The organism is Lysinibacillus agricola (genome assembly GCF_016638705.1).
Classification (GTDB): Bacteria; Bacillota; Bacilli; order Bacillales_A; family Planococcaceae; genus Lysinibacillus; species Lysinibacillus agricola.
In genome coordinates, this window is the sequence record NZ_CP067341.1 from 1,436,612 (window position 1) to 1,460,203 (window position 23,592).

24 protein-coding genes are annotated in these 23,592 nt (G+C 35.0%); 15 read left to right on the forward strand and 9 right to left on the reverse strand.

Features of this window, described 5'->3' with window-relative positions:
- Positions 1–96 precede the first annotated feature (96 nt).
- Positions 97–483: a spore coat protein gene (locus tag FJQ98_RS06760; RefSeq protein WP_241774541.1), complete on the reverse strand. Its 387-nt coding sequence runs from the start codon at positions 481–483 to the stop codon at positions 97–99.
- 1,075 nt (positions 484–1,558) lie between these two features.
- Here FJQ98_RS06760 and FJQ98_RS06765 point away from each other — a divergent pair.
- The 3 genes from FJQ98_RS06765 (at position 1,559) to FJQ98_RS06775 (ending at position 3,883) form a co-directional block, all read left to right on the forward strand.
- Entirely contained in the window at positions 1,559–2,914 is a 1,356-nt protein-coding gene (locus tag FJQ98_RS06765; RefSeq protein WP_053594319.1) for a YjiH family protein, read from the forward strand.
- 68 nt (positions 2,915–2,982) lie between these two features.
- Complete coding sequence (locus FJQ98_RS06770; protein ID WP_143114719.1) at positions 2,983–3,231, forward strand: hypothetical protein; 249 nt, start codon at positions 2,983–2,985, stop codon at positions 3,229–3,231.
- 94 nt (positions 3,232–3,325) lie between these two features.
- Positions 3,326–3,883: a hypothetical protein gene (locus FJQ98_RS06775; RefSeq protein ID WP_053594320.1), complete on the forward strand. Its 558-nt coding sequence runs from the start codon at positions 3,326–3,328 to the stop codon at positions 3,881–3,883.
- Positions 3,884–3,985: 102 nt separating this feature from the next.
- Here FJQ98_RS06775 and FJQ98_RS06780 read toward each other — a convergent pair whose 3' ends face one another.
- Genes FJQ98_RS06780 through FJQ98_RS06790 form a run of 3 tightly spaced genes read right to left on the reverse strand, consistent with a single transcriptional unit; the run spans position 3,986 to position 5,892 of the window.
- Positions 3,986–4,666 carry a hypothetical protein gene (locus FJQ98_RS06780; RefSeq protein WP_053594321.1) on the reverse strand — a complete coding sequence of 227 codons (681 nt, stop codon included), beginning with the start codon at positions 4,664–4,666 and terminating at the stop codon, positions 3,986–3,988.
- The gene (locus tag FJQ98_RS06785) at positions 4,663–5,529 is read right to left on the reverse strand and encodes an ABC transporter ATP-binding protein (RefSeq protein ID WP_053594322.1); all 867 of its coding nucleotides are present in this window, start codon (positions 5,527–5,529) and stop codon (positions 4,663–4,665) included. Before FJQ98_RS06785 ends, FJQ98_RS06780 begins: the two co-directional genes overlap by 4 nt.
- Positions 5,530–5,532: 3 nt before the next feature.
- Positions 5,533–5,892, reverse strand: a complete 360-nt coding sequence (locus tag FJQ98_RS06790; protein ID WP_053594323.1) for a GntR family transcriptional regulator — start codon at positions 5,890–5,892, stop codon at positions 5,533–5,535.
- A gap of 808 nt (positions 5,893–6,700) precedes the next feature.
- On the opposite strand from FJQ98_RS06790, the gene FJQ98_RS06795 reads away from it, so the two are divergent.
- Together FJQ98_RS06795 and FJQ98_RS06800 are read left to right on the forward strand one after the other, a co-directional pair.
- Positions 6,701–7,180 (forward strand): RNA polymerase sigma factor, encoded by a 480-nt coding sequence (locus FJQ98_RS06795; RefSeq protein ID WP_053594324.1) that lies wholly within the window; start codon positions 6,701–6,703, stop codon positions 7,178–7,180.
- A gap of 2 nt (positions 7,181–7,182) precedes the next feature.
- Positions 7,183–7,875 (forward strand): zf-HC2 domain-containing protein, encoded by a 693-nt coding sequence (locus tag FJQ98_RS06800; RefSeq protein WP_053594325.1) that lies wholly within the window; start codon positions 7,183–7,185, stop codon positions 7,873–7,875.
- 48 nt (positions 7,876–7,923) lie between these two features.
- Here the strand turns inward: FJQ98_RS06800 and FJQ98_RS06805 are convergent, their stop codons facing one another.
- Together FJQ98_RS06805 and FJQ98_RS27160 are read right to left on the reverse strand one after the other, a co-directional pair.
- Complete coding sequence (locus FJQ98_RS06805; protein ID WP_246494293.1) at positions 7,924–8,670, reverse strand: acyltransferase family protein; 747 nt, start codon at positions 8,668–8,670, stop codon at positions 7,924–7,926.
- A 32-nt stretch (positions 8,671–8,702) separates the two neighbouring features.
- Positions 8,703–8,828, reverse strand: a complete 126-nt coding sequence (locus tag FJQ98_RS27160) for a hypothetical protein (RefSeq protein ID WP_277815935.1) — start codon at positions 8,826–8,828, stop codon at positions 8,703–8,705.
- 591 nt (positions 8,829–9,419) lie between these two features.
- Here FJQ98_RS27160 and FJQ98_RS06810 point away from each other — a divergent pair.
- Positions 9,420–9,671, forward strand: coding sequence for a phage holin (locus FJQ98_RS06810; protein WP_053594328.1), 252 nt, complete (start codon positions 9,420–9,422; stop codon positions 9,669–9,671).
- A 93-nt stretch (positions 9,672–9,764) separates the two neighbouring features.
- On the forward strand, positions 9,765–11,876 hold the full coding sequence (locus FJQ98_RS06815; protein ID WP_053594329.1) for a DUF2339 domain-containing protein: 2,112 nt from the start codon (positions 9,765–9,767) through the stop codon (positions 11,874–11,876).
- Positions 11,877–11,981: 105 nt separating this feature from the next.
- Here the strand turns inward: FJQ98_RS06815 and FJQ98_RS06820 are convergent, their stop codons facing one another.
- The 3 genes from FJQ98_RS06820 to FJQ98_RS06830 are packed head-to-tail and all read right to left on the reverse strand — an operon-like array spanning position 11,982 to position 14,831.
- On the reverse strand, positions 11,982–13,937 hold the full coding sequence (locus FJQ98_RS06820; RefSeq protein ID WP_053594330.1) for a hypothetical protein: 1,956 nt from the start codon (positions 13,935–13,937) through the stop codon (positions 11,982–11,984).
- Positions 13,934–14,374, reverse strand: a complete 441-nt coding sequence (locus FJQ98_RS06825; RefSeq protein WP_053594331.1) for a PilW family protein — start codon at positions 14,372–14,374, stop codon at positions 13,934–13,936. Before FJQ98_RS06825 ends, FJQ98_RS06820 begins: the two co-directional genes overlap by 4 nt.
- Positions 14,361–14,831 carry a type IV pilus modification PilV family protein gene (locus tag FJQ98_RS06830; protein ID WP_201406660.1) on the reverse strand — a complete coding sequence of 157 codons (471 nt, stop codon included), beginning with the start codon at positions 14,829–14,831 and terminating at the stop codon, positions 14,361–14,363. Before FJQ98_RS06830 ends, FJQ98_RS06825 begins: the two co-directional genes overlap by 14 nt.
- A gap of 405 nt (positions 14,832–15,236) precedes the next feature.
- On the opposite strand from FJQ98_RS06830, the gene FJQ98_RS06835 reads away from it, so the two are divergent.
- From FJQ98_RS06835 to FJQ98_RS06870, 8 genes are all read left to right on the forward strand, one after another.
- Positions 15,237–16,565 (forward strand): G5 domain-containing protein, encoded by a 1,329-nt coding sequence (locus FJQ98_RS06835; RefSeq protein ID WP_053594333.1) that lies wholly within the window; start codon positions 15,237–15,239, stop codon positions 16,563–16,565.
- Positions 16,566–16,582: 17 nt separating this feature from the next.
- The gene (locus tag FJQ98_RS06840) at positions 16,583–18,253 is read left to right on the forward strand and encodes a GspE/PulE family protein (RefSeq protein WP_053594334.1); all 1,671 of its coding nucleotides are present in this window, start codon (positions 16,583–16,585) and stop codon (positions 18,251–18,253) included.
- A gap of 12 nt (positions 18,254–18,265) precedes the next feature.
- Entirely contained in the window at positions 18,266–19,312 is a 1,047-nt protein-coding gene (locus tag FJQ98_RS06845) for a type IV pilus twitching motility protein PilT (protein ID WP_053594335.1), read from the forward strand.
- Positions 19,309–20,514 (forward strand): type II secretion system F family protein, encoded by a 1,206-nt coding sequence (locus tag FJQ98_RS06850; RefSeq protein WP_053594336.1) that lies wholly within the window; start codon positions 19,309–19,311, stop codon positions 20,512–20,514. The genes FJQ98_RS06845 and FJQ98_RS06850 overlap by 4 nt, the downstream gene beginning before the upstream one ends.
- A 95-nt stretch (positions 20,515–20,609) precedes the next feature.
- The gene (locus FJQ98_RS06855; RefSeq protein WP_053594337.1) at positions 20,610–21,077 is read left to right on the forward strand and encodes a prepilin-type N-terminal cleavage/methylation domain-containing protein; all 468 of its coding nucleotides are present in this window, start codon (positions 20,610–20,612) and stop codon (positions 21,075–21,077) included.
- Positions 21,078–21,200: 123 nt separating this feature from the next.
- Complete coding sequence (pilM, locus tag FJQ98_RS06860; protein WP_201406661.1) at positions 21,201–22,175, forward strand: type IV pilus biogenesis protein PilM; 975 nt, start codon at positions 21,201–21,203, stop codon at positions 22,173–22,175.
- On the forward strand, positions 22,172–22,759 hold the full coding sequence (locus tag FJQ98_RS06865; RefSeq protein ID WP_241774542.1) for a PilN domain-containing protein: 588 nt from the start codon (positions 22,172–22,174) through the stop codon (positions 22,757–22,759). Before pilM ends, FJQ98_RS06865 begins: the two co-directional genes overlap by 4 nt.
- A 5-nt stretch (positions 22,760–22,764) precedes the next feature.
- Positions 22,765–23,454 (forward strand): hypothetical protein, encoded by a 690-nt coding sequence (locus tag FJQ98_RS06870; protein WP_053594340.1) that lies wholly within the window; start codon positions 22,765–22,767, stop codon positions 23,452–23,454.
- Positions 23,455–23,592: the final 138 nt, after the last annotated feature.

The following is a 23,592-nucleotide window of genomic DNA, read 5'->3' on the forward strand; positions in this document are numbered from 1 at the left end:
GAAATGATAGAGATTAGGCATTTTTCACAATAGAGTGCTTTTGAAAATCAATATAAAGAAGCGATGAGGCATAATTTAACCTCATCGCATATTTCATTAATATCCCATATGATGATGGTACGGCATATGGTGATGATGATGACCCATGTCATGGTGATGGTGTCCCATGTGATGGTGATGGTGTCTCATATGATGCGGCATATGGCAAGGCTCAGGTGGCATTTCACAAAGTGTATGGGTCTCGCAACATTCATCCACTACAGCCTCAGTACAAGGGAAATGATACTGATGATCAATCATATGCTTATTAACTGTTGTTACATGTGTTGGCTGTACATGTGGTACAACTGTATGGATGTAATTAGTGCGTACATATTCCTCTGGTGGACAACAATGTGGTGGCTCAAATTGAGTTGGGCCCATTTGTGGTGGACAACAATGTGGACCTGCATGATGATGATGATGGCGCATATGTCTATGCATGGTAAAACCTCCTGTTTTGATAAGTTGTGGTTCATAATTAACATATGAGATGGAAGACAGTATGGTCTATTTGTATGCCTATTAAGGGCTGGTTAAATCTCTTAGGCAATCAAAATAGGTTGATTTAGAAGAGTTTCATACCAATTTTAATGACGTGAACTATCATCGAAAGGAGAAGAGATGTAATGCATGTCAAAATTTAATGGATTTATAACCATTTCTATAATTTTTTTATGGTTGGGTAGTTTATTATAGTTTGACAGTGCACAATATGTAAGGGAGAACGTACTGAAAGAAAGACATTTGAATTAATCATTTAGAAGAAATGGGCTAAATTCAAAAGTAGTAGATGGTACACATAAAAGATTAGCTAAAGAATAATTGAGTTTTGTTAAATTGTTTTTGTTAAAAAGAAGAAGTTCGGATTTATGAGATGAGGAATTATTACAATAAAAAATTATTTTGAACTGTATAAAAATCCGGTTTTTTGTTAGGTTTAATCGAATATATTGTAGGTTTTACAATGGTTTTGCAACATGAAAATGTTATAAAATCATGAATAAAGATGGTATTATTCTAAGTTAAACCGATTACTTCATTGTCATCAATCGATTGCAGACAATTCCGAAAATGGATATGGTACTAAATTTCTCTATATTGTTGAGAGTAGTACCGTTATAATGGAATTGATGATACAGAGTTTCAAAACTAAGTGGAAAATATGGGAATAACGACAGTAGCATTAATGAATACTATATTTAAGAAAAGTATAGGGTGAATTTACGATACAAATTTTTTACACTATGATGAAACTCTTCTATTTGTGAAATTGAATGATCGATTAAAATGCTTGAAATGGAGCATTAGGTGAAGTATGGCTTAATGTATTGGATGTTAATAATAAAAAAGTAGTACTTGGGCATTCCTTGGTTACTTTTTAGAGGAATGTTTTTTTATTTTATCCGTATTCCATTTTTATGAAAAATGATATACATATCTTGGCGGTTTAACAGTACATAACTAACAAGCCTGATGTATACAACTTCGATAAAACTAAGAAATGAGGCTTTTAATTATGAAAAAATACCCTACTTCTTCATACTTTTTCTTCATAATCCCCTCTCTTATTGGTGTCCTATTATTCATGACACCGGTCTTAACGGAAGAAGGATGGAAAGTTCCAATTGCTATTTTAGCAAATTTATTAGCAGGTGTTATTGCTCCTGTTATTAGTTATATTACTATTATTATGTTTGCGATTTCGGCAATTGGTTCACTCATTGCCAAATTCATTCCTCGAAATAATACAAAGAAACCTAGTATTTTAGATACATTATTTTATGTAAATTGGTTTTGGACAATTGTACGAGTAATCGGTTTAGTATTTGCATCAATGGTTGTGTTTGATTTTGGACCATCAGCAATTAACAATGAAAATACTGGTGGATTATTAATGAACCCAGACGATGGTTTGGTAACATTTTTGTTTACGATTTTCTTATTCGCAGGTCTACTATTACCGTTTTTAACAAACTTTGGCTTGCTTGAATTTTTCGGAACGATGATGGTGAAAATCATGCGTCCTCTCTTTAGAAGTCCTGGTCGTTCATCGATTGACGCACTTACATCGTGGGTTGGTGATGGAACAATTGGTGTTCTAATGACGAGTAAGCAATATGAAATGGGGAACTACACGAAAAAAGAGTCCGCTATTATTGCAACGAGCTTCTCAGTTGTATCCATCACTTTCTGCATCGTAGTACTAGATACAGTGGACTTGTCACGCTATTTCATTCCATATTATTTAACGGTTGTACTTTGCGGTCTTGTGTTAGCGATAATTATGCCACGAATTTATCCGCTTGCTAATAAGGAAGATACTTATATCGATGGTACTCCATTAGATTTATCGCGTGAGGAATTACCAAAAGGCTATAATTCTGTGTCACATGGCTTAAAAAATGCTTTAGCCGTTGCACATGCAAATCGAGATCCACGTCAATTTTTAAAAGACGGGTCCAGAAATGTTGTGGACTTATGGATTGGCGTAGCACCAATCGTTATGGCATTTGGTACTATTGCTTTGATGCTTGCCGAATTCACTAGTGTTTTCACAGTTTTAGGGAAGCCATTCGAGCCTATATTAACAGTGCTTGGTTTACCAGAAGCAGCTGAAGCAGCACAAACAATGGTTGTTGGTTTTGCCGATATGTTCCTTCCGTCCATTTTAGGAGCAGGAATCGAAGCTGAAACTACACGATTTGTGATTGCTGTCGTTTCTGTTACACAACTTATCTATATGTCTGAAGTCGGTGGACTAATTTTAGGTACAAAAATTCCGCTGAAGTTTTTTGATTTAGTTGTTATTTTCTTATTACGTACAATTATTTCACTACCAATCGCAGCATTAGTTGCACATTTAATCTTCTAGACTAATAAGGCAATTGTTCGTATTTACTAATACGGACAATTGCTTTTTCTTGTCAGGGAAGATTAACTGTGGGAGATGGGGAAAAACCCGCGCTTCAGGGGAAATACCCGCGCTTCAGAGGAGAATACCCGCGGAAGAAAGGGAAATACCCGCGCTTCAGAGGAGAATACCCGCGGAAGAAAGGGAAATACCCGCGCTTCAGGGGAGAATACCCGCGGAAGAAAGGGAAAATACCCGCGCGTCAGAGGAGAATAACTCGCGAAAGAAGGGTGAATACGTGTTGTTCCCTCCAAGGCCTTAAAATATTTATGATATAAAAAAACAATAAATAACAGTGAACATCATGTAACTTGCCACATAAATTCATTGAATTGGGAAAAACTACACTTAAAGTGATACTGAGGTGATAAAATGGACAGAATTTTTTCTCTCTGCTTAAGTTCCTGTTATTTATTGTTTTCTCAACCAAGTGATGCCTATATAAATGATTCGCTTACTCCTTATGAAGAAATTTATCCTGAAATAGGCTATAAAACGGTTGAAGCGGCTGCCTCCGATTTTGAACGGCACTTTCATCATGAACTAAAGCTACCACTTCGAGTACCTCCTATTAGTTTTACCCATCATTTTGGTCGGTTTAATGATCTTGATGGTGATATGAATGATTTTTTTGAAGTTACATTTATTAATAATCAACTTCCTGAGCATCATTATAAAATAACTGTTCGACCTATTCAGTTTAAGTTATCATCTAAAAAGGAATATATAGTAAAGACATTCGGCTTGAAAAACGGAACAACAGCAACCTATATGGAAATCTCAGGTTTCAATGTTCTTGCCTTTGAAAGAGGAGATTGGCAATATATGCTGTGGATTGATAACAGGGTTTCAAATAAGGTGACGCCTGAAGTGTTAGTCGATATCGCCAATTCCATTGACTATACAATGCAAGAGGATGATCGTGGTTAATTTTTCAACTTTCTCAATAAAAAAATGCCAAGACCTTTAATTTGGACTTGGCATCATTTTCTGATTAACGTAAAAGCGTACTGTCGAACCCCTCAAGTTGAATTATGCGGGATTTACAGAAGCATTTCGGATCGCCATCGTTAGGATAGAGTAGAGTAAAATACTAAAAACTAATAAACTACTTACTAGGGTAAAGGTAGACGTATTTGATAGTAGGTCAAACAAAGAAGAATACCACTTGAAAATGATTGTAACAATTGAAATTAAGGCGAGTAACCCTATAAAGCTGTAACCGCCAATAGTTCCTAAGCGATAAAAGACAACATTCAGCAAAAGGCCGGCTGTTAGGAAGAAGAGCAGTAAAACAGTATCAAATGCCATCGTTTGTAAAAATGATGGGGAATTATTAAAAAGTAAAATAGGATGAATAATGAATATGTTAGAAACGAAAGTAATTATTTTTTGTGTACAACCAATTATGAAGGCACCTACTAAGCTCCAACAGATGAAAAAGAGCCCCACATTGAACATAAATTGCAAGCGGCATAAACCAAGCCTTAAAAAATAGGACAAGGTTTTATTTAGTAACTTTGCTGCCATGACACTGGAAAAGATATAAACAGGTATAGAAATCATGATGGAAAAAGAATAAATATGCAGTTCAAAAAAAGTATCTATGAAAAGCGAAAATAGGACGATTGAAAATAAAATGCACCAAAAAGTTATAATTTGTTTTTTATAGCTTTGAAATAATACATACAAACTACCCTTTACTGTATTCATTTAATAGTCCTCGCTTTCTGCTGTTTACTTAAATACACCAACATATCTTGTAATGAAACACGTTCAAGCATAATATTCTGTCCTTCAATGGATTGACCATCAGTGAATACAATTGCAGTTAGCTCCTGCATAAACGTATGCTTATAAATACTCTTTAGACCACTAATTGCCTGCTCAACATCAGAAGGACTACCTTTTACTGCAACAATATGCTCATGCCATTCCTCCGCTGTTTTCTGAAACAGTAATTGTCCTTCGTGTAAAATAAGTATTTCCTCAAATAGCTCACTTGCTTCATCAATTAAATGTGTAGACAAAATAAAAAGTCTTGGATTGTCGGTTTGTTGTTCAATCAATAAATCATAAAATGTATTACGAGCAGCTACATCAAGTCCGATATAAGGCTCATCAAAGATCGTAATCCCTGCATTACTCGCAAAGCCTGTGATGATTCCTAACGCAGACACCATTCCTTTTGATAAACTGCGCACCTTTTCCTTTGGATTTAGAGCAAAAACTTCTAGTAGCTCCATTGCGAGATTCGCATCCCATTTCGGATAAAAGAAGCTATTCGCCTTTAACGTTTGTGCTATTGTCATCTCCTCTTGAAAGTTTCGACTCTCTGCCACAAAACAAATATCACGTAAAATTGCAGGTGCATTGAAAACATTTTCGCCATTTACGGAGATGCTCCCATTAGACGTAGCGATAAGTCCTGATAATAAATTTAAGAATGTTGTTTTGCCAGCGCCATTATGACCCAAAAATCCAATGATTTTAGGACCTTCGATTGAAAAATTGATATTTTTTAAAGCTTCCCTATGTTTATATGATTTACTAACATTTTTCGCTTCGATTATCATACGTTAACCCCTTTGTAACATATTTTGTAATTCTTCATCTGAAATACCTAATCTTATTGCCTCTTTCTTTAATGGCTCTATATGTTGCTGAAAGAAATTTTCCTTACGCTCTGCAATTAATATCTCGCGAGCATTAATACTAACAAACATGCCGACACCGCGTTTTTTATAAATTACACCTTTATCCACTAATTCGTTCACGCCCTTTCCAGCTGTTGCAGGATTAATTTGATATTCCTTTGCAAATTCATTTGTGGATGGAATGCGATCTTCGGGTTGCAGATGTCCATCTAAAATTCCATCCTCTATTCGTTCGCGTATTTGCTGGAAAATGGGCTTTTCATTGTTTAAAGAATGAATCACAATCCACCTCCTTGGTTATATGGTTAATTACTTATGTAACTAACCATATAACGTAAGGATATTTTTGTCAATACATTTGATAAGAAAAATTGTAGTTGTACAGAACAAATAAAGTTGGAACCGGAATAATAAATGGAACCGTACAAAAAAAGTTGGAATCTGTGAATAAGTATTATGCCACCTTATTTTCAGAATAAATCTAAAACTTGATGAACTATTATGGAAAAGAAGATGGACAGTACTACCACGGATACTGTGAAAGATTCCTAGTCTTATTGGTTTTGAAGAAACAAGTAGATAGCGGAAATTGAATTATCAAATATAGATAATTATATTTTCTATGTGAATCCTTATCGTGAGGAAGATAGAAGTAAGGGTACGGAAGATATTGAAAATCAACAATATGGAAGGGCTCGCCATCATGAACTTTCAAAAGGTGTAGCCTTTTAATTAAGATTGATAATTTATAACAAAGCTCGATAATTTTAAATAAAGATTGATTAAAATCATCTCCCATCTATAGGTTTAATTAGTTGAGAGATGGTTTTTGTGTTGGATATTTATGTTAATACTATCACTATAAAGTTTGTGAAGAAATGTACTTAAACTCCCATGAAAGAACGTAATAATCTTTCATTTTCTGTGGTGTAGCGCTGGTTTTTGCGCTACATGGATGGCTAACGGGGCAGTTTGCTTCAATAAGGACGATACGACCTAAAGGCAGACTTTCTATATGTCTGCCAATTTTTTATAATTTTTGTAACGAAACTCACTTTACTTAGTCTTAATTATGAAAGGAGGTAGAAATGTGACTGAGTTTGAGAGTATATACAATCAATATTTCCGAGATGTTCACTCGTTTGTATTATCATTAAGTCGCAATGAAAAGATAGCAGAAGAAATAACACAAGAAACTTTTTTTAAGGCTTTAAAAAGCATTGATAAATTCAAAGGCAATTGCAAAATCAATGTATGGCTTTGTCAAATAGCAAAAAATACATACTTTACCTATCTCGATAAACAAAAGCGATATGCTACAGACGATATACCAGAAGAAATAAGCGAGAATAGCATTGAATCAATGATAGTGAATAAAGAAGAAACCTTCCGTTTACATAAGGTCTTACATCGCTTAGAAGAGCCTTATAAAGAAGTTTTTACATTAAGAGTGTTTGGAGAACTGTCCTTTAAACAAATAAGTCAACTTTTTGAAAAAACGGAGAGTTGGGCAAGAGTAACATTTCACCGAGCTAAAGGTAAAATTCAAGATTTACTGAGGGAGGAATAGATATGAGTAATAAAGTGTCATGTGAAATCATTAAAGATATGCTTCCGTTGTATTATGACGATGTATGCAGTGATGAGAGCAAAAGGATGGTAGAAGAACACCTTGTTGGGTGTCATAATTGTAAAAACGAATTAGATAGATTAAATGCTGATTTTAAATTACCGAAAGAAGAAATCGAAACAATTAGAAATGATAGTAATGTTATAAAAAATATTTCTTCTTTTTGGAATCAGTCAAGAATTAAATCCTTTATGAAAGGGATAATTATTAGTGCATTATTGTTTTCGCTTATCATTTTGGGGTATTTTGGCTTGTTTAATTGGCAAATCATAAGCGTTTCAACTGATGAGGTAGAGATAAAGAATGTAAGCCAATTGGCAGACAGCAAAATTTTCTATTTTGCTGAGACAAATGATGGTTATAGTTTGGATAGGTTAAATTACGATATGGATAAGGAAGGTAACTTTTATATTACTCCTTTACGACCAATAATTAAGCAAGAAGCACAACCACATAACGGTTTGGAAAAAAGATATCATTTTATTGACATTAAGTACCAGGAAGAAGCTCGTGGTAAGGAGATAAAAAAGATTTATTATGGAACTCCAAAAGATAAAATTTTGATTTGGGAAAAGGGAATGGATTTACCAAAAGTAAGTGAAGAAATAGAAAATATGTATTATAATGGTAAATAATGTTAATATAAAATGTAAATAATTTTATTTAGGAGTGCAACTATGAAATTATATAGGATTTTTAGGCATTGTATTTATTAAGGTTGTAGGTATTTGTGCTGTATATGGAACTAAATATTCTTGGATAAGCCAATGAATCAAGAATATACCAAATGAATATTGACTTACTAAATTAATGATTTTTAGTTTCGGCGTAATTTGTCCACATGCTAAAATGCACAAAGTTATCGAAATGATAAGCAAAATCATATCTAATCGTCTTGATATGATTTCAGTAGCTCCCAAATTATAGTTTATAGCCAATATGCATGTTGAAAGAATAACGAAAACTAGCGTTGCGAATTTGTATTTAACAATATTTAAGGCAACCCATTTATAATGTGTACCGATTAAATAAGCAATTGTAAAATAAGGAAGCCAACCAATAAATAGTAAACGAACAAGATTATCATTTTCTATAAAGAAATCAACATTCAGCTTTACAAGAATCATATATAAAATAGCGAGTGTAAGTAAAATAGGAGTTAGCCAGACGCTTGATAGCTGACATTTTTTAATAATAAAGAACAGAATGTATAACTGAAAGATTGTCATGACAAACCATCCTGAAAAATCTCCTAAAACAATATGACGATAAAGCGCATTCCAAAAACTTTCATCATAATGAAGCGCTGCGTTTACTGCGTATAAAATACTAGCCGCCACAAATGGAATATAAACGAATTGAAACCGCCGGCGTAAAAATTTTGGGAGCAGCTCAGCTTGATAGCGTTTAGCTAAAATAATGATAGACAATAGAATGAAGGCTGGCGTCGCAAAACATAATACTAATCTAAAAATTGATAGTACGGATTGTCGATGTAGCCGTTAATAATTTCCATATTGGTTGTAACGTGTAATAACACGATAGATATGCAGGCAATTGCCCTCAAAACATTCCACTCATACACCATTTCAATCACCCACATTTACGTAAATTTGAAGGCATCAACTAGCAAGTTGTACCTAACTATTTATATGAGTAAAGTATTCGCAGTAAAACACATTGATATAGAGGGTTGAAAATTTTTAATAATTTAGAGAAGGTGCATATGTTTCCTATGGTATTCTTCTGTTGGAAGTATGACAATCTTTGATGGTATAAATGTCAGCATCGAGATGTACATTTTTGCTTGTCTAAGCAGGTACACTTTCGCTCAAAATAGCTTCTCTATTCATGTGAATGATTAATTACAATTCGACATGGAGACTTCTACTGCATGAATCGGCAGGCAAAACCCAGCTACTACAAGAGCTGACTAGCCAAACAAGGCTATCATGCTCGCCACTCCAAGTGAAGCTGTCATATACATTGGTGAGCAAAATGTCCATGGTTATATGAGCATTTTGTACATACTTATAAGCGCATTTATAGATGGAACTCCCACAACAAAAAAATATTTAAAAGAATCCTTCCAATTCCATGTTTATAGCTCCATTTTTGCATATGTGCCATGTTACCGCGGAGCATATACTGTGGATGAGAAGGGGGGAGGTGAGCGTTTATGAGAATTAACTGGAAGATCCGTCTTCAGCATAAACCGTTTTTACTGGCGATATTTTCATTGATTTTATTACTCGCACAGCAAGTAGCAGCTATTTTTGGCTATGATTTAACGAGTGCAATGAGTGAGCAGCTAACGTCCGTCTTAAATACCGTATTATCAATTCTCGTTTTAATGGGGATTGTCGTAGATCCAACTACACGGGGAACCAGTGATAGTCAACGTGCCTTAATGTATCGAAGACCTAGATAAAAGGGAAGTAAAAATAAATTTAAAGTGTAATTTTACAATATGGATAAATGTGTTATAATGTTAAAAAATTGATGAAGTGGGGAGGATGATTGAATGTCGCTTGAAATGGAACAGAGGGTTGCCAAGCTCGAACAGGAAATGATGGATTTACGGCAGGAATTAGAGGACTTAAAGCGTCAACAATCTGTTGAAAAAATAAGTACACTAAGTGCCAGAAAAGCCATGATTGAGCAATCTACGCCAAAACCAGCGCAAAACCTAAAGCCAAATTCGAATCCAAATCCGAATCCAAAGCCAAAAACAATGACAGCTCCAGAAAAAAAGATGCAGCCACAGCGAACATTGGAGGAGCGTATTATGTGGGCACTTCCAAAATTATTTATGGTTATTTTAGTGATGGGGGTGCTTTGGGGCCTTAAACTCGTGAGTGATTATGGCTTTTTATCGAACGAGGTTAAAATCATCCTCGCTTATGCATTATCTCTTGCCTTAGCCGCAATAGCTTATGTGTTGGAGCATAAAAAAATAGGATCACCAGCCATAACAATTTCCTTATACGGCGGGGCATTTATTGTTGGGATATTAACAACAGCCGCTAGTGCAATATTGTATGAAATTATAGGTTTAACGATGGCACTTGTTATTGCCGTTGTTTATATCGGCTACGGTATTGCTATTAGCTTTTTAAAGAAAAATGAGGTATTAACAGTGTTTGTAGCATTCACCTCACTATTACTACCTTATTTACTAGAATATATGGATTTTAGTCCTGTTATTATTTTAATCTATGTGATTGTGCTATTTACGATGCTGCAATTGGTCATTCATCACCACAAGCAGAAATTGGCACTCTATATAGCAACCTTTTTCTCTGTGCTAGCTGTCAGCATTGTAGCGTTTATGAACGATGACAATCAAGCAGTTTTTGCAATAGGTTTGCTTGTTGTCCTATCTATTTTTTACACGAGTTGGTGCCGTTTATATAATGCAGAGTCTAAATGGAAACATATTCATGTTGGACTCCAATTTAGCCTTGGAACCTTTAGTTTATTGCTCATGAACTTTATCATTAGATTTATTGAATATAACGAAGCACTATTACTCATATTAGTCATCTTATTTGCGGTTTTAGCGGGTTATGGCTATAAGCAAAAATGGCAGGAGGCATTTGATAGTGCCGTAACACTCGCATTTATTACACTATGTAATACGCTACTAGTTATGAATTTACCAGAGAAAGTGGATCATTTATTAATCCCATTCATCATCTTTGCAGGCGTTATGATGGGTTTACGTTTGCGAGCAAGTATGATGAAGGTTGTCGGCTCATTTTTATTTGCGATTGCACTCGCTTTAAGCTTTATTATTCATGAGCCGACACCATTGTTCAGCATAGATCATGTTAGCTTGATAATGCCGGGAATATATCTCCTAATTATTTATGTATATGCGAGACGTCCAAAAGAGACACTGACATCCTTCGAAAAGTTTATGAAGGAAATGTATGTGGTTGATATTGTAGCGGTTATTACGGCTGGTTATTTCTTAGCCTATATCGGAAAGCTGGATGGAACGTACTTTGCAAGTGTTGGTAATATCCCGCATCTAACGTGTTTGATCCTCGCTTTACTATTCGTGGGATCACTTTTAGTACCAACAAAATACAAGGGTCGTGCATTAACGCCAGTCCTTAGTGGATTTTTCGTTCTCTTCACCGTAATGCTTGAAATTATTCCGTACAATATGCAGGGTGTCGAGTGGCTAAATATAGTAACAAGAATCGTGTATATTGCTGTGATCGTAGCAATTATGATTGATGTACTGATGAAGGGTCGCATTTATCAAATCTATCAAGAGCAAGCAGAGAAACTTCTAGACCAAATTGTAAGTGCAGGTATTGTGCTTACGATGATATCGGTTTGGGGTCTCATATACCAACTTTCCTATAATAGTTTGCTTGATTGGAAACTAAGCATTGCCTTTTCAACGATCACATTATTCCTGACAGCGAGTATTTCGCTATGGCTTAGCACTGTGCGTAACTTACAAACATTACGCCTAACAGGTTTTGTCATCTTAGTGATTGCGTTTATTAAGCTTATATTCTTTGATTTATCCGCTTTAGACTTATTAATACGAGCAATCCTGTTTATTTCGATAGGTGGGATTGGGTTGCTGTTGTCGGGTAGGTTGTTGAAAAAATAAAAAGAAAAAGAGATTCCAAAAGTTTTTGGAATCTCTTTTAAAATCTTCAGACAAATAGGCTAGAACTCTTTCGGATTTCTTATATTCTTTTCAGCACTTAGAAGTCTACGAAGTTTCTATTGGTGCATCAGGATTAATAAAGTCACCATCTGTAGAATATTTTTGTTTTTCTGATGGAGAAAATAGATCTAAATTTAATTTAGATTTATCAAATTTATGGCGCGTGTTTGAGCCAACTGCATCAATCTTATTTCCTATGATAGTTCCAAAAATCTGTGAACTACCACTGAAATTTAAAGAAGCATTAGGAACTAATATAACACTATGGTGATCTTCATTTCCAAACATAGTATTTCCAGTGACATCCATAGTTTTATTACTAGCAATTAATAGATTTCCTGAAATATGACCATCAGAAGTTATACTTACAGCACTATTTTTGACATATAAGTTACTTTCAAATTTTTTAGAAACATTTATAGCACTAGGTCCCTCGTAGTAAACTGTTGTATCAAAAGGACTTCTTTCATTACTAGAAAAATTTACAATAGATAGATCATTTTTCACCAGTAGATTTAATTTACCAGTACCTTTAATTTGAATATGTCCGTTACTTGCATTTAAGTGATCAATAACAAGAGTCCTGTTTTGATTGCCAACATCAATCGTTAAAGTTAAATTGCTGTTAATGGAGACGTTTTTAATATAACTATTATTAGTTAGAGTAATTATTTTTGCCTGGCCTCCACTAAGTGATAAGTCATTTATCTTTTCAAAATTTGAGCTATCAACATTTAGAAATGGAGGAAGCTCGGGAATTTGCGCATTTACAAATGACTGATTTTCACAGTTGTTATTGTTCGGGGTTTCGTGCCTATCACTTAATTTATTTAAATAGTAGTTATAATCTACATTTTCACTAGCTAAATATTGATTAAACTTTTCTTCGTTCTCAGCTTTAATATTAGTAGTACTATCGCCTTTATGATAAATAATATCCCCCATCGAATATCTTTTTCTTCCTAAACCCGTAGCCCAGTTTGTCGAATCTTTAACACTTTCTTTCCCGAATATCACTCCGCTAATATCGGAACCTTTTTCATTTAAAAAGTTTTTATGGGCATATACAAATCCATCTGTTTTTGTTGCATCAATGCCTACCTTAAGGTTAATGTTACCCATAGAAAAAATATTACCGTTAATACGTGGAGAACCACCGCTAGCTATTATATTGCCTTTAGAAATTATATCTTTATTAAATGTTGCTCCATTTTTAATAATTATATTATTTAATGATATGACATCACCATTAATAGTGGATGTATTAGTAAATGTAATTGCTCCTTTTGCATAAATATTCTTTCCGAGAGTACCTGTATTATTAATTGTTAAATCATTTAATGAAACAATGTCAGCATCAGTATTTAGTGTATTCGTTGTTGTAAATGAGTTTGTTAACATGCCATAGCAGAAATTATAGTTAGTGGAAGGTGGAACTTCTTCATCTTCGGATTTTTCCTTCACAGGTTTTTTGATCGTAAAGGTTTGTGATAGTGTTCTAGACGTTCCATCAATTTTTGCTTCGGATTTTAAGGTGTAAGTATATGGTTGATCTTTTATTAATGTTACCTGGGATGAAGGTTGAAGCCCTTTTTGTTTTTCGTAATTTGTTACTTCAGCCCATTTCCCAACTTCAGCCCATTTCTCAACTTCAAGTCCATTTATTTTCTGAGTTAAATATTCATCTGCTAACTCGAGGTATTCTTTTTCAATTTTATCCCCATCTTTTTCTATATCAAAATTCGCATTATTATTATACTTGTTTAAAAACGGAATTAAGACAGACTCAAGTTCATTATTAATTTCTGCTCTCTTTACATTTAAATCAGCCTCGGCAATATAAAATACAGATTGGTCATTGCGCTCATGTTTCGTAATATTTAATGTGTTTGATGTTATGAACATTAATCCGAGCCCTAGTACTGAAATTAAAACAATAACGAAGAGGGCAATTAGAAAAGTATAACCATGTTCATTTTTTAGTAAATATTTTTGTCTCACTTTGTTCCCGCCTTTCTTAAATATAATTCAGCAGAAAATTTTTTACCTTGTACATTTGTAATTATTATTGTAATGGCTTGCCCAGTAAAATTAATTTCAAAATCCTGAACACCTGTAGAGAAAATAACACCATTTCTATTTATGCTTTGTTTCTCTTTATCTAAAACAAATTGTATTTCTCCTTCAAATCCTCTGTTAATAGTTAATTCTGTACGGTAGTTTGAAGAAACAGTATTTGGATTTTTACGTATTTCTTTTGTAATCACCTTTAAAGCATAGGCGGCATCATTAATATTTTTGTTTGTCTCAGCTTGTTTGTGATAATTAGTTGAGCTTTGGGAAAGGACAGAATAAATTATTAGGGCAATCAGGCTTGAAATGACGATAACGGCTAAAACTTCGACAAGTGTTAAGCCAGATTCCTTATGTATCTTCATTATCTAGCCTCCATTCATAGATGCTCTCCATTTGAGCTTTTATAGCAGCGTTTTCGCATGCTTTACCTTTTTCACATGCATATATAGTAAAGCGAGTTAAATTTCTATCTAAATCCTCATATTTAATCTTAAGTCTATAGTTAAATACTTCGCCTTCTTTCGTAAAGGAATCCACATCTTGTTTAAAACCAATCCTTGAAACGGCTAGAATAATATCTTTTTCTTTTTTTATATTAGTATCATTTTTTTTGATTAATGTACTTTGAGTAATGTTATAAAGCTCTTCCATTTCCTTCTGAGCATAGTAAGTAGCATCAAAGATGGTGCTGGATGTCTTCGTTGTTTTCGCGGTACTAATAAAAAATGAGAAAAAGCTCAGTAGAATAATCGTGATGATTACGAGCGAAGCAAGAACTTCAACAAGTGTAAATCCTTGTTGCTTTTTTTTTATAAACATAAAATCACTTCCATTCTTCAATAAAATATAAAATTCTACGCATCAATCCATTCTAACTTCCTTTTTCTTTTAGTGAAAAAATATATGTATTTACATGAATAAGGAAAATTTACATATCTATTATACTTTCAGCTAGTTTGATATACCTTCCTGTAAAGAGGCAAAAGTGTTTTGAATGTGTCGAATATTTTTAATAAAATTCGATAATTATTTGTGTTTTATAGGTCTTATCACCTCTTTCTTTATGTTTTTTTGAAACTAATTAAAAAGAAATAAGTACTTTACTAATTTATTACGGAAAAAGTATTGTATTTTGTAATTGAATTATAGTATTTTTTATATAGTAAAGGCAATAATTAATAAGGACATTTACTCATAAAGGATTTTAACGGAAGGTGAGTGTCGATGAACAGATACATAAAAAAAATAGTAGGAACAATTGTTTTATTATTTACATTAATTGGTGTAAGCCTATCTCTTATGCTAGAAAACAGTACTGTATTTGCAAATGGACATAGTAGTTTGTCGACAATCGGCGATATTGAAATAGGTAATCTAAAAGAAAATGAGTTAGAAATGAAGCTTCAAGAAGCCATTGATGCGTGGGCTGAAACACCTATTACTGTAAATGCAGGAGAGGTAAGTATTACTTTTCCATCTAATAATTTGTCATTTGATATATCTTCAGTAATTACTCAGTACAAGTCATTGACAGAAAAGCCTTGGTATGCATTTTGGCAAAAGGACAAAGCTGTACATATTCCGATTCCAGTAACAGCTAACGAAACAGTAGTTCAACAAGTTGAGTCAGTTGGAGCCTGGGATACAGAAAAAACACTTCTTCAAATAACAACACAGGCAAGCAATTTAAAAGATCATGAAATGGAAGCGGTCGTCAAGAAGGATTTCACGCAAGCAGAGGAAAGAATTGCTTTTCAAGTTGCTGAGGTACCTGGAGCGGTACAAGACATATCCAAAATTACGTCATTATTAAATGATGTGTTAATCGTTCCAAATCAACCTATGTCATTTCTTGCTTTACTAGGTGAACAATCGAATTTGGTAAATGAAGCAAGCCTAAATTTTATTGCATCCATACTTTATAGTGTATTACTTCAAACCGACTATGAAATTCTAGAGCGTCATTCTCAACAAATCATACCTTCATACTTACAACAAGGTATTGGAGCAGATGTAAATCCCTTTTTAGAAAAAGACCTCCAGTTTATTAATAAATCAAATCAACCTGGGAAACTGAAAACAACGCTTGAGGGAAATAAATTAAAAATAGAAATCTTTGCAGCAACAAAGGACAAGGAAATAAAAGTTCGTGTAAGCAAAGATAAAATTGTTAAACCACGTGTTATTTATCGCTATTCGGATGAGTTAAAGGCCGGTCAAGAACGTATAGAGCAAGAAGGTCAAGAAGGTGTTCGTATTGAGGTTTACCGTTCAATTGTTGAGAATGGTGCAACGAAAGAACAATTAGTAAGCAAAGAGTACTATGCACCACAAAATCGGATAGTGACTCGTTCATCAAGAGAACCTGTCTTAGTGACTGCTTCAACACAAAATGAAGGGACAACCGATCCGGATTTAGAAATGGATTTAGATGGCGATGGCTTACCAGATACTGCACCATCAACTACAGTCGATTCTACACAAGAAGATGGACCTGAAATTGTCTATGGTTACTATGACAAGGGTGGCAATTTTGTACAAACAAGTCCGTAGTGAATGGAGGGAAGTACATGGTAGCGAAGGCAGGGCGTAAACGTTTAGGAGATTTACTTGTTGAATCCGGCGTAATTACAGATGAGCAATTGGATTACGCATTATTGACAAAAATGAAAGATGAGAAGTTAGGAGATTTTCTTATTAAGGAGAATTTTTTAACAGAGCAACAACTTATTGAAGTACTAGAATTTCAGCTTGGTATTCCACATATTAGCTTAAATCAATTTTCTATAAGTCCTGAATTATTGCAACTAATTCCAGCAGAGCTTGCGAAGCGGACAAATATTATGCCAATTCGTAAAGAGAAAAATAAATTATTTATCGCAATGGAAGACCCAATGGATTATTTTGCAATAGAAGAAGTACGAATGACAACCGGCTGTCAAATAGAGACGAGTATCGCGGCCAAAGATGATTTATATCGCACAATTACAAAATATTATGATTTACAGGAATCCATGGATGCAGCGTTATTAGATATAGGAACGACTGGGACTGACACTCAGGAAGAAATAGAAAATGAGGATTCCCCCATTGTTCGATTAGTAAATCAGATCATAGCGAATGGCGTAGCACAGCGAGCAAGCGATATCCATTTTGATCCACAAGAAACGGAACTACGTGTTCGCTATCGAGTAGATGGTGTTCTTCGTACCGAACGATCATTGCCAAAGCATATGCAAAATGTTGTGCTTGCTCGTATTAAAATTATGGGTAACTTAAACATTACTGAAAACCGTATTCCACAGGACGGTCGTATTAAGACCAATGTTAATTTCAGACCTGTAGATATTCGATTATCCACATTGCCAACCGTTTATGGGGAGAAGGTCGTTATGCGGATTTTAGATTTAACAACTGCGGCAAATGATATTGATAAATTAGGCTTTAGTGAATGCAATGAAGCTCTTTTCCGCAAAATGATAGCACATCCAAATGGCATTATGCTGATAACTGGACCAACGGGCTCAGGGAAATCCTCAACTTTATACGCTGCTCTTACTCATTTAAATGAGGAGGGAGTAAATATTATTACGGTAGAGGACCCAGTGGAGTATCAATTAGATGGCATCAATCAAATCCAAGTAAAGGAAGAGGTTGGTTTAACATTTGCGGTCGGCTTACGTTCGATTTTACGACAGGACCCTGACATTGTGATGATTGGGGAAATTCGTGATCTTGAAACTGCACAAATTGCAATTCGTGCTTCACTCACAGGACATTTAGTGTTAAGTACCTTACATACAAACAATGCAGTAGAATCCATTTCACGCTTACATGATATGGGGATTGAACCATTTCTTTTATCCTCTTCACTTATAGGAATTATGGCGCAAAGATTAGTACGTGGAGTCTGTCGAGATTGTGCAGAGCCTTATGTATTTACTACACGTGAACTTGAAATACTAGAGGAGAATGGCATAGAGGGTGTGACTCATGGTAGGAAGGGGCGTGGATGTCCCGCTTGTAATCATACTGGCTACCGTGGACGTATGGCTATTCATGAAATTTTACCAGTCGATCGACAAGTAAAGGACATGATTTTAAGTCGCATGGGGGATATGGTTTTACAAGATTATATGAAGCAAAAGGGTTATCACACATTATTAGTAGATGGACTTTTAAAGGTCGTAGCAGGCCAAACGACCACATCAGAAATTTTACGCGTGGCAAGCGCAGACTAGGATGTGATAGGGATGACAGCATACTCAATTGTAGAATTGTTAACACGAGCATTTGAAGAAAAAGCATCAGATTTGCATTTAACAAAAGGCATTCCACCTGTTTATCGTATTCATGGAAAGCTTGAACAATATGGATCGATACCATTAGAGACAGAAGACCTGAAAGACATGGTAAAAGATATTCTTCCAGATCATAAAAAGCAAGAATTTGAAGAAAAAGGTGAGACTGATTTTAACTTTTCATTGCCTGGGAAATGTCGATTTCGTGTGAATGCATATCATCAACGCAATGAAGTAACGGTTGCGGCTCGCTTAATTGAAGCAATAATTCCTTCGATAGAATCACTCAATATGCCAGAGGTTCTGTATAAGCTTGCAGAAAAACCACAAGGATTGATTTTAGTAACAGGTCCTACCGGTTCCGGTAAATCGACAACATTAGCAGCAATGATTGATCATATAAATGAGACACGTTCGAAGCATATTATTACGTTGGAGGATCCAATTGAATATTTACATGCGCATAAAAAATCAATGATTAATCAACGCGAAGTTGGTGTAGATACAATGAGTTTTGCGAATGGTCTGCGTGCTTCATTGCGTCAAGATCCCGATATAATTTTGGTCGGTGAGATGCGAGATTATGAAACGATTTCAACAGCCATAACAGCTGCTGAAACGGGACATTTAGTGATGGCAACACTACATACAAGCAGTGCACCAACAACAATTGACCGCATTATTGATGTGTTTCCACCACATCAGCAAAGTCAAATTCGTGTGCAACTTGCGAATGTGCTACAAGGTATTATTTCACAGCGATTATTTGTACGTAAAGATGTAAAAGGGCGTATCGCTGCAACAGAAATTTTAGTACAAGCACCTTCCATTTCAAACTTGATCCGTAACGAAAAAATTCATCAAATCCCAAGCGTTATGCAGACAAGCAAGGCATTGGGCATGCACACACTAGAATCATCAATGCAGCATTTAATCGCAACAGGGAAAATTTCTCTAGAGGATGCAAGACCCTATATGAACGCTGGTGATTATAGTTGACGGTATTTCGTTATAGTGGACGTACAAAAACAGGTACTCCTAAAAAGGGCATAATTGATGCGCCAAATAAAAAGGTAGCCATGGAAAAACTCCGTGCACAGGGCATTAATGCACGAGAACTTCAAGAATCAAATAGTATTTTACATAAAGATATATCTCTTGGAACAAAGGTTAAGCACCAAGATTTTGTTATTTACTGTCGACAATATGCAACTTTAATTCGTGCAGGCGTATCAGTTGTAGAGGCTACACATATTTTGGGTGAACAAACAAAAAGTAAGCCATTAAAACGGGCATTGAAGCAGGTGGAAGAAGATATACGTAACGGTACATCATTTTCAGATGCAGCAAGTAAACATCCAAAAGTGTTTCCTGTACTATTTGTGAACATGATGCGTGCAGGTGAGGTGACAGGAAGTATTGATGATACATTAGATCGCTTAGCTGGCACACTTGAAAAACAGTACAAAATTAAGAAGAAAATACAATCTACTATGATTTATCCAGCAATATTATCATTTTTAACGGTAGTTGTTGGCATGTTTTTAATGGTTTTTATTGTACCAACAATTATGGAAGCTTTTAAGGATATGGATTTGGAAATGCCATTCATTACAGTTATCGTCGTAGGGATTAGTGATTGGCTTATCGAATTCTGGTACTTTGTTATTTTAGCACTTATTGTGATAGTAGTTGGATTTCACTTTTTCTATAAAAATAATAAAGAGTTTCATTTTACAGTCAATGTATTTCTATTACGAATGCCTATATTTGGACAGCTGTTGCAAAAAGATGTGATAGCCCGAATGACTCGAACATTATCGACTCTTTTTAGTAGCTCGGTGCCAATTCTACAGGCGCTGACCATCGCTGAAAAAGTTGCTGGTAATCCTGTAATTGGGAAAATTGTTTTAGAGGCTCGTGATAATTTGGAAAAGGGTGGGACATTATCGGAGCCACTCGAAAAAAGCTGGCTCTTTCCACCACTTGTTACTCAAATGACTTCCATTGGTGAGAAAACAGGTTCACTAGATTATATGCTAGAGAAAATTGCTGATTTTTATGAGGAAGAAGTAGATCGTGCTGTCGATACACTGAAATCTTTAGTCGAGCCCCTTATGATACTCGTGCTCGCTTTTGTTGTCGGTATTATCGTGGCGGCTATTTTCCTACCTATGTTCCAATTATATGAAAATATGTAATTTTGTAATAATTTAAATAATGATAGATTTAGAAAATTTATAAGGAAGTTCGTGTTATTACACTTCAAATAAAAAATATAAGGGGGAAACCTACTATGTTTAAAAAATTAGTAAACAAAAAACGACTTAACAATGAGAAAGGTTTAACATTAATCGAGCTATTAGCGGTAATTGTAATTCTTGCAATTATTGCGGCGATTGCTATCCCAGCGATTGGTAATATCATTAATAAATCGAAAGACCGTGCAATTTTAGCGGAAGCTTCGAATATCCTTGCAGGAGCAAAAATTGCTTATGCTGACGGAGTTTGTGATGGTGATACAAAAGCATGTGATGAATCATCATTAAAAGATTTTGTAGAAGGTGTTGATTTGCCAACAGGTACTAAAGTGACTTATGACAAAACAAAAAAAGAATGGTCAATCAAATATCCAAGATTTGAAGATATTAAATTGCCAGATTACGAAATGACAGATAAGACAACAACTGAAAATGAACTAAATAAAAAATTAACAAAAGCAGGAGTTAAAACAGAAGCAAGTACAGGAGGAAGTGGAAGTTAAAGAAAATCAGTACAACAATCAGTCCTCCCAACCCATTCAGAAACGTTAACTCTAACGTTTCTGGCTGGGAAATGGATGACTAATTAAGGAAATTCATTGAATAGGATAAGGAGGTCTTTTCACATGTTTAGAAGAAAGAAAAAATCGCATGTTTCAATTGAATTAAAGGATTATGTGCTTCGTGCGATTGTGGCGAAAGGACCAGAGCCTAGTCAGTGGGAGGGATATGAATATCCTTTAGCTGAGAGCATCGTTGAAAATGCGACAATTATGGATGAGGTAGCACTTTTTGAAATTATAAAAGAACAGGTAGTGAAATGGACGGGGAAAAAACAGCCTGTACGTATGTTTGTACCAGATACGACGGTGCTTTTAAAAAGTTTTGAGCACCCGAAAGATATTGAAGCAGCTGAATTGCGTGGTTATGCAGAGATGGAGTTAGGGCACGCCATTCATTTACCTTTCCAAGAACCACTTATAGATGTTTATGATGCCGATCCTGAGGATGGTAAGGCCATGCTATTTGCAGCACCGTCAGAGGAAATTACTAAAATGGTTGGCATGTTGCTAGATGTTTCGTTAGATCCTGAAGCTGTGGATATTCGGGCATTATGTAATATTCGATTATTGGAGCATATGTCATTGTTAGCTCAGGACAAAACCTATTTAATTGCTGACTGGTCAATAAATGAACTCTCTATCAGTATATTTTCACAGGGACAAGTTGAATTTTTACGTTATCAATCGATTGAAACTAATTTATCGCAATGGCAGGGCAAACAAGAAGATGAATTTAGCTATCAATTTGAATATAGTGACAAAACCGATGATTATCATATGGTCGTAATGGACCAAGTTTTAGAAATTGATCGGATGATGAATTTCTTTAAATTTTCTTTACATAAAGGTGAAAAATCAGTGGATGAAATCATTATTCTTGGTGATAATCCACAGCTAACATCCATTAGTAATTTATTAGCTTCTAATTTAGCGACACCTTTGACAATTGTTGATGGTGCAAAAATAGCAAAAGTTTTTCCGGCTTTTAAAAAGGAATTTTCAACGTTGCTTGGCTTAGCTTTAAAGGAGGTTAAATGATGGTACCAGATATTAACCTTTTACCGCAGCTTGAAAAAAGGGCAGACGCTCCAAAGCTCTTCTATAGTTTGCTTATCCTAGTAGTCGGTATTGTCGTTACATATTTAATATTTTTATATTTTACGGCGAAAAGTGATCTCTCCATGCTACTTGCGGAAGAACAGTCTCTAACGACACAGGTTGAACAATTACAGCAAGAGCTGGATACAAAACAAAATGTCAATCAAGGATCATTGGAAGAGTCCATGCAATTTGTGCAGAGTGTTTCGTATCCAGTTACTCCATTAATGGAAGAAACACAAAAATTATTACCAGCCTATTCGAAATTACGTGGCTATGAATTTGGGCAAGATTTAATTAACATTACAGTTGACTTCGAATCAATGCCTGACATTTCTAAATATGTAGAGAGACTTTTAGCTAGTCTTTACTTTACAGATGCACAAATCAACTCCATTTCTAACTTTTATGTGCAAGTGGGTGGACAAAAGGAGCTAACACCGGAACAAAAATTTAAAGAAGTTCCTCGTTACTCCGTGTTAATTACAGCGACCATTGATCAAATGTTCTTAGCTGGAGGTTAACGCCCATGAATAAGCTAACAAGTAGTAAAAAATCATCTATTATGCTATTAATAGCCTTAATAGCCGCTATTTTATTTGCTTTATATTACTATTTACTTTTACCTAAAATGAATGAAGTTGAATCGAAAGAAAGCAATGTGAAGCAACTTCAACAACAAATTACTAGTTTAAATGGGCAACTAGCTAAATTAGATGAAAAGCAAGGAGTACCAACCTCAAACCTTTTAACGATGAGACAAAAACTACCGGAAACAAGAGCGATTGAAAAGGTTGTTTTAGATTTAGCTGAGATTGAAGAAGTATCAGGGACACGTATTGAGTCAATGAATTTTAATAATGATGATACATCTGTAGCACAATCAGATGTCCCTGATCCGAACATGCTTGAAAAAGCGGATGCAGAAGTCAATGGTGAGCAAGAAAATACGGAGGAGAAATCTCTCATTTCTTCTATTGCAAAGGAATCACTTCCTGCTAATTTAAAATTAATCACCTTTAATTTGGAGGTCGCTGCTTTAGACCTTAAGTCACTAGAAAGCTTTTTAAAGGAAATTGAACAATTAGAGCGCGTGATGAAAACGGATGCCATTAACTTTACTATACCAGGTGAACAGGATCAGTTAGAGAAGGACGCCGATTTAACTTTAAAAGCTACCGTACAAGTAACGACGTTCTATTATGAAGGACAACAATAATTTAACTTCTTTCAGCGGGTGTCAAAACACCTGTACCTGTCTGCATCGGTGCCGCTACGCTTTCGCGCAAAAAAACATCTGCAAGCCTAAGCACAAAGCCGATTCCAGACGCAATTATGCCGAGGCATAATTGATTGG

Coding starts and splice junctions, on each gene's coding strand:
- FJQ98_RS06760 (WP_241774541.1), bottom strand. CDS start 483: ATGCATAGACATATGCGCCATCATCATCATCATGCAGGTCCACATTGT.
- FJQ98_RS06765 (WP_053594319.1), top strand. CDS start 1,559: ATGAAAAAATACCCTACTTCTTCATACTTTTTCTTCATAATCCCCTCT.
- FJQ98_RS06775 (WP_053594320.1), top strand. CDS start 3,326: ATGGACAGAATTTTTTCTCTCTGCTTAAGTTCCTGTTATTTATTGTTT.
- FJQ98_RS06780 (WP_053594321.1), bottom strand. CDS start 4,666: ATGAATACAGTAAAGGGTAGTTTGTATGTATTATTTCAAAGCTATAAA.
- FJQ98_RS06785 (WP_053594322.1), bottom strand. CDS start 5,529: ATGATAATCGAAGCGAAAAATGTTAGTAAATCATATAAACATAGGGAA.
- FJQ98_RS06800 (WP_053594325.1), top strand. CDS start 7,183: ATGAGTAATAAAGTGTCATGTGAAATCATTAAAGATATGCTTCCGTTG.
- FJQ98_RS27160 (WP_277815935.1), bottom strand. CDS start 8,828: ATGGTGTATGAGTGGAATGTTTTGAGGGCAATTGCCTGCATATCTATC.
- FJQ98_RS06810 (WP_053594328.1), top strand. CDS start 9,420: ATGAGAATTAACTGGAAGATCCGTCTTCAGCATAAACCGTTTTTACTG.
- FJQ98_RS06815 (WP_053594329.1), top strand. CDS start 9,765: ATGTCGCTTGAAATGGAACAGAGGGTTGCCAAGCTCGAACAGGAAATG.
- FJQ98_RS06825 (WP_053594331.1), bottom strand. CDS start 14,374: ATGAAGATACATAAGGAATCTGGCTTAACACTTGTCGAAGTTTTAGCC.
- FJQ98_RS06830 (WP_201406660.1), bottom strand. CDS start 14,831: ATGTTTATAAAAAAAAAGCAACAAGGATTTACACTTGTTGAAGTTCTT.
- FJQ98_RS06835 (WP_053594333.1), top strand. CDS start 15,237: ATGAACAGATACATAAAAAAAATAGTAGGAACAATTGTTTTATTATTT.
- FJQ98_RS06840 (WP_053594334.1), top strand. CDS start 16,583: ATGGTAGCGAAGGCAGGGCGTAAACGTTTAGGAGATTTACTTGTTGAA.
- FJQ98_RS06845 (WP_053594335.1), top strand. CDS start 18,266: ATGACAGCATACTCAATTGTAGAATTGTTAACACGAGCATTTGAAGAA.
- FJQ98_RS06855 (WP_053594337.1), top strand. CDS start 20,610: ATGTTTAAAAAATTAGTAAACAAAAAACGACTTAACAATGAGAAAGGT.
- pilM (WP_201406661.1), top strand. CDS start 21,201: ATGTTTAGAAGAAAGAAAAAATCGCATGTTTCAATTGAATTAAAGGAT.
- FJQ98_RS06865 (WP_241774542.1), top strand. CDS start 22,172: ATGATGGTACCAGATATTAACCTTTTACCGCAGCTTGAAAAAAGGGCA.
- FJQ98_RS06870 (WP_053594340.1), top strand. CDS start 22,765: ATGAATAAGCTAACAAGTAGTAAAAAATCATCTATTATGCTATTAATA.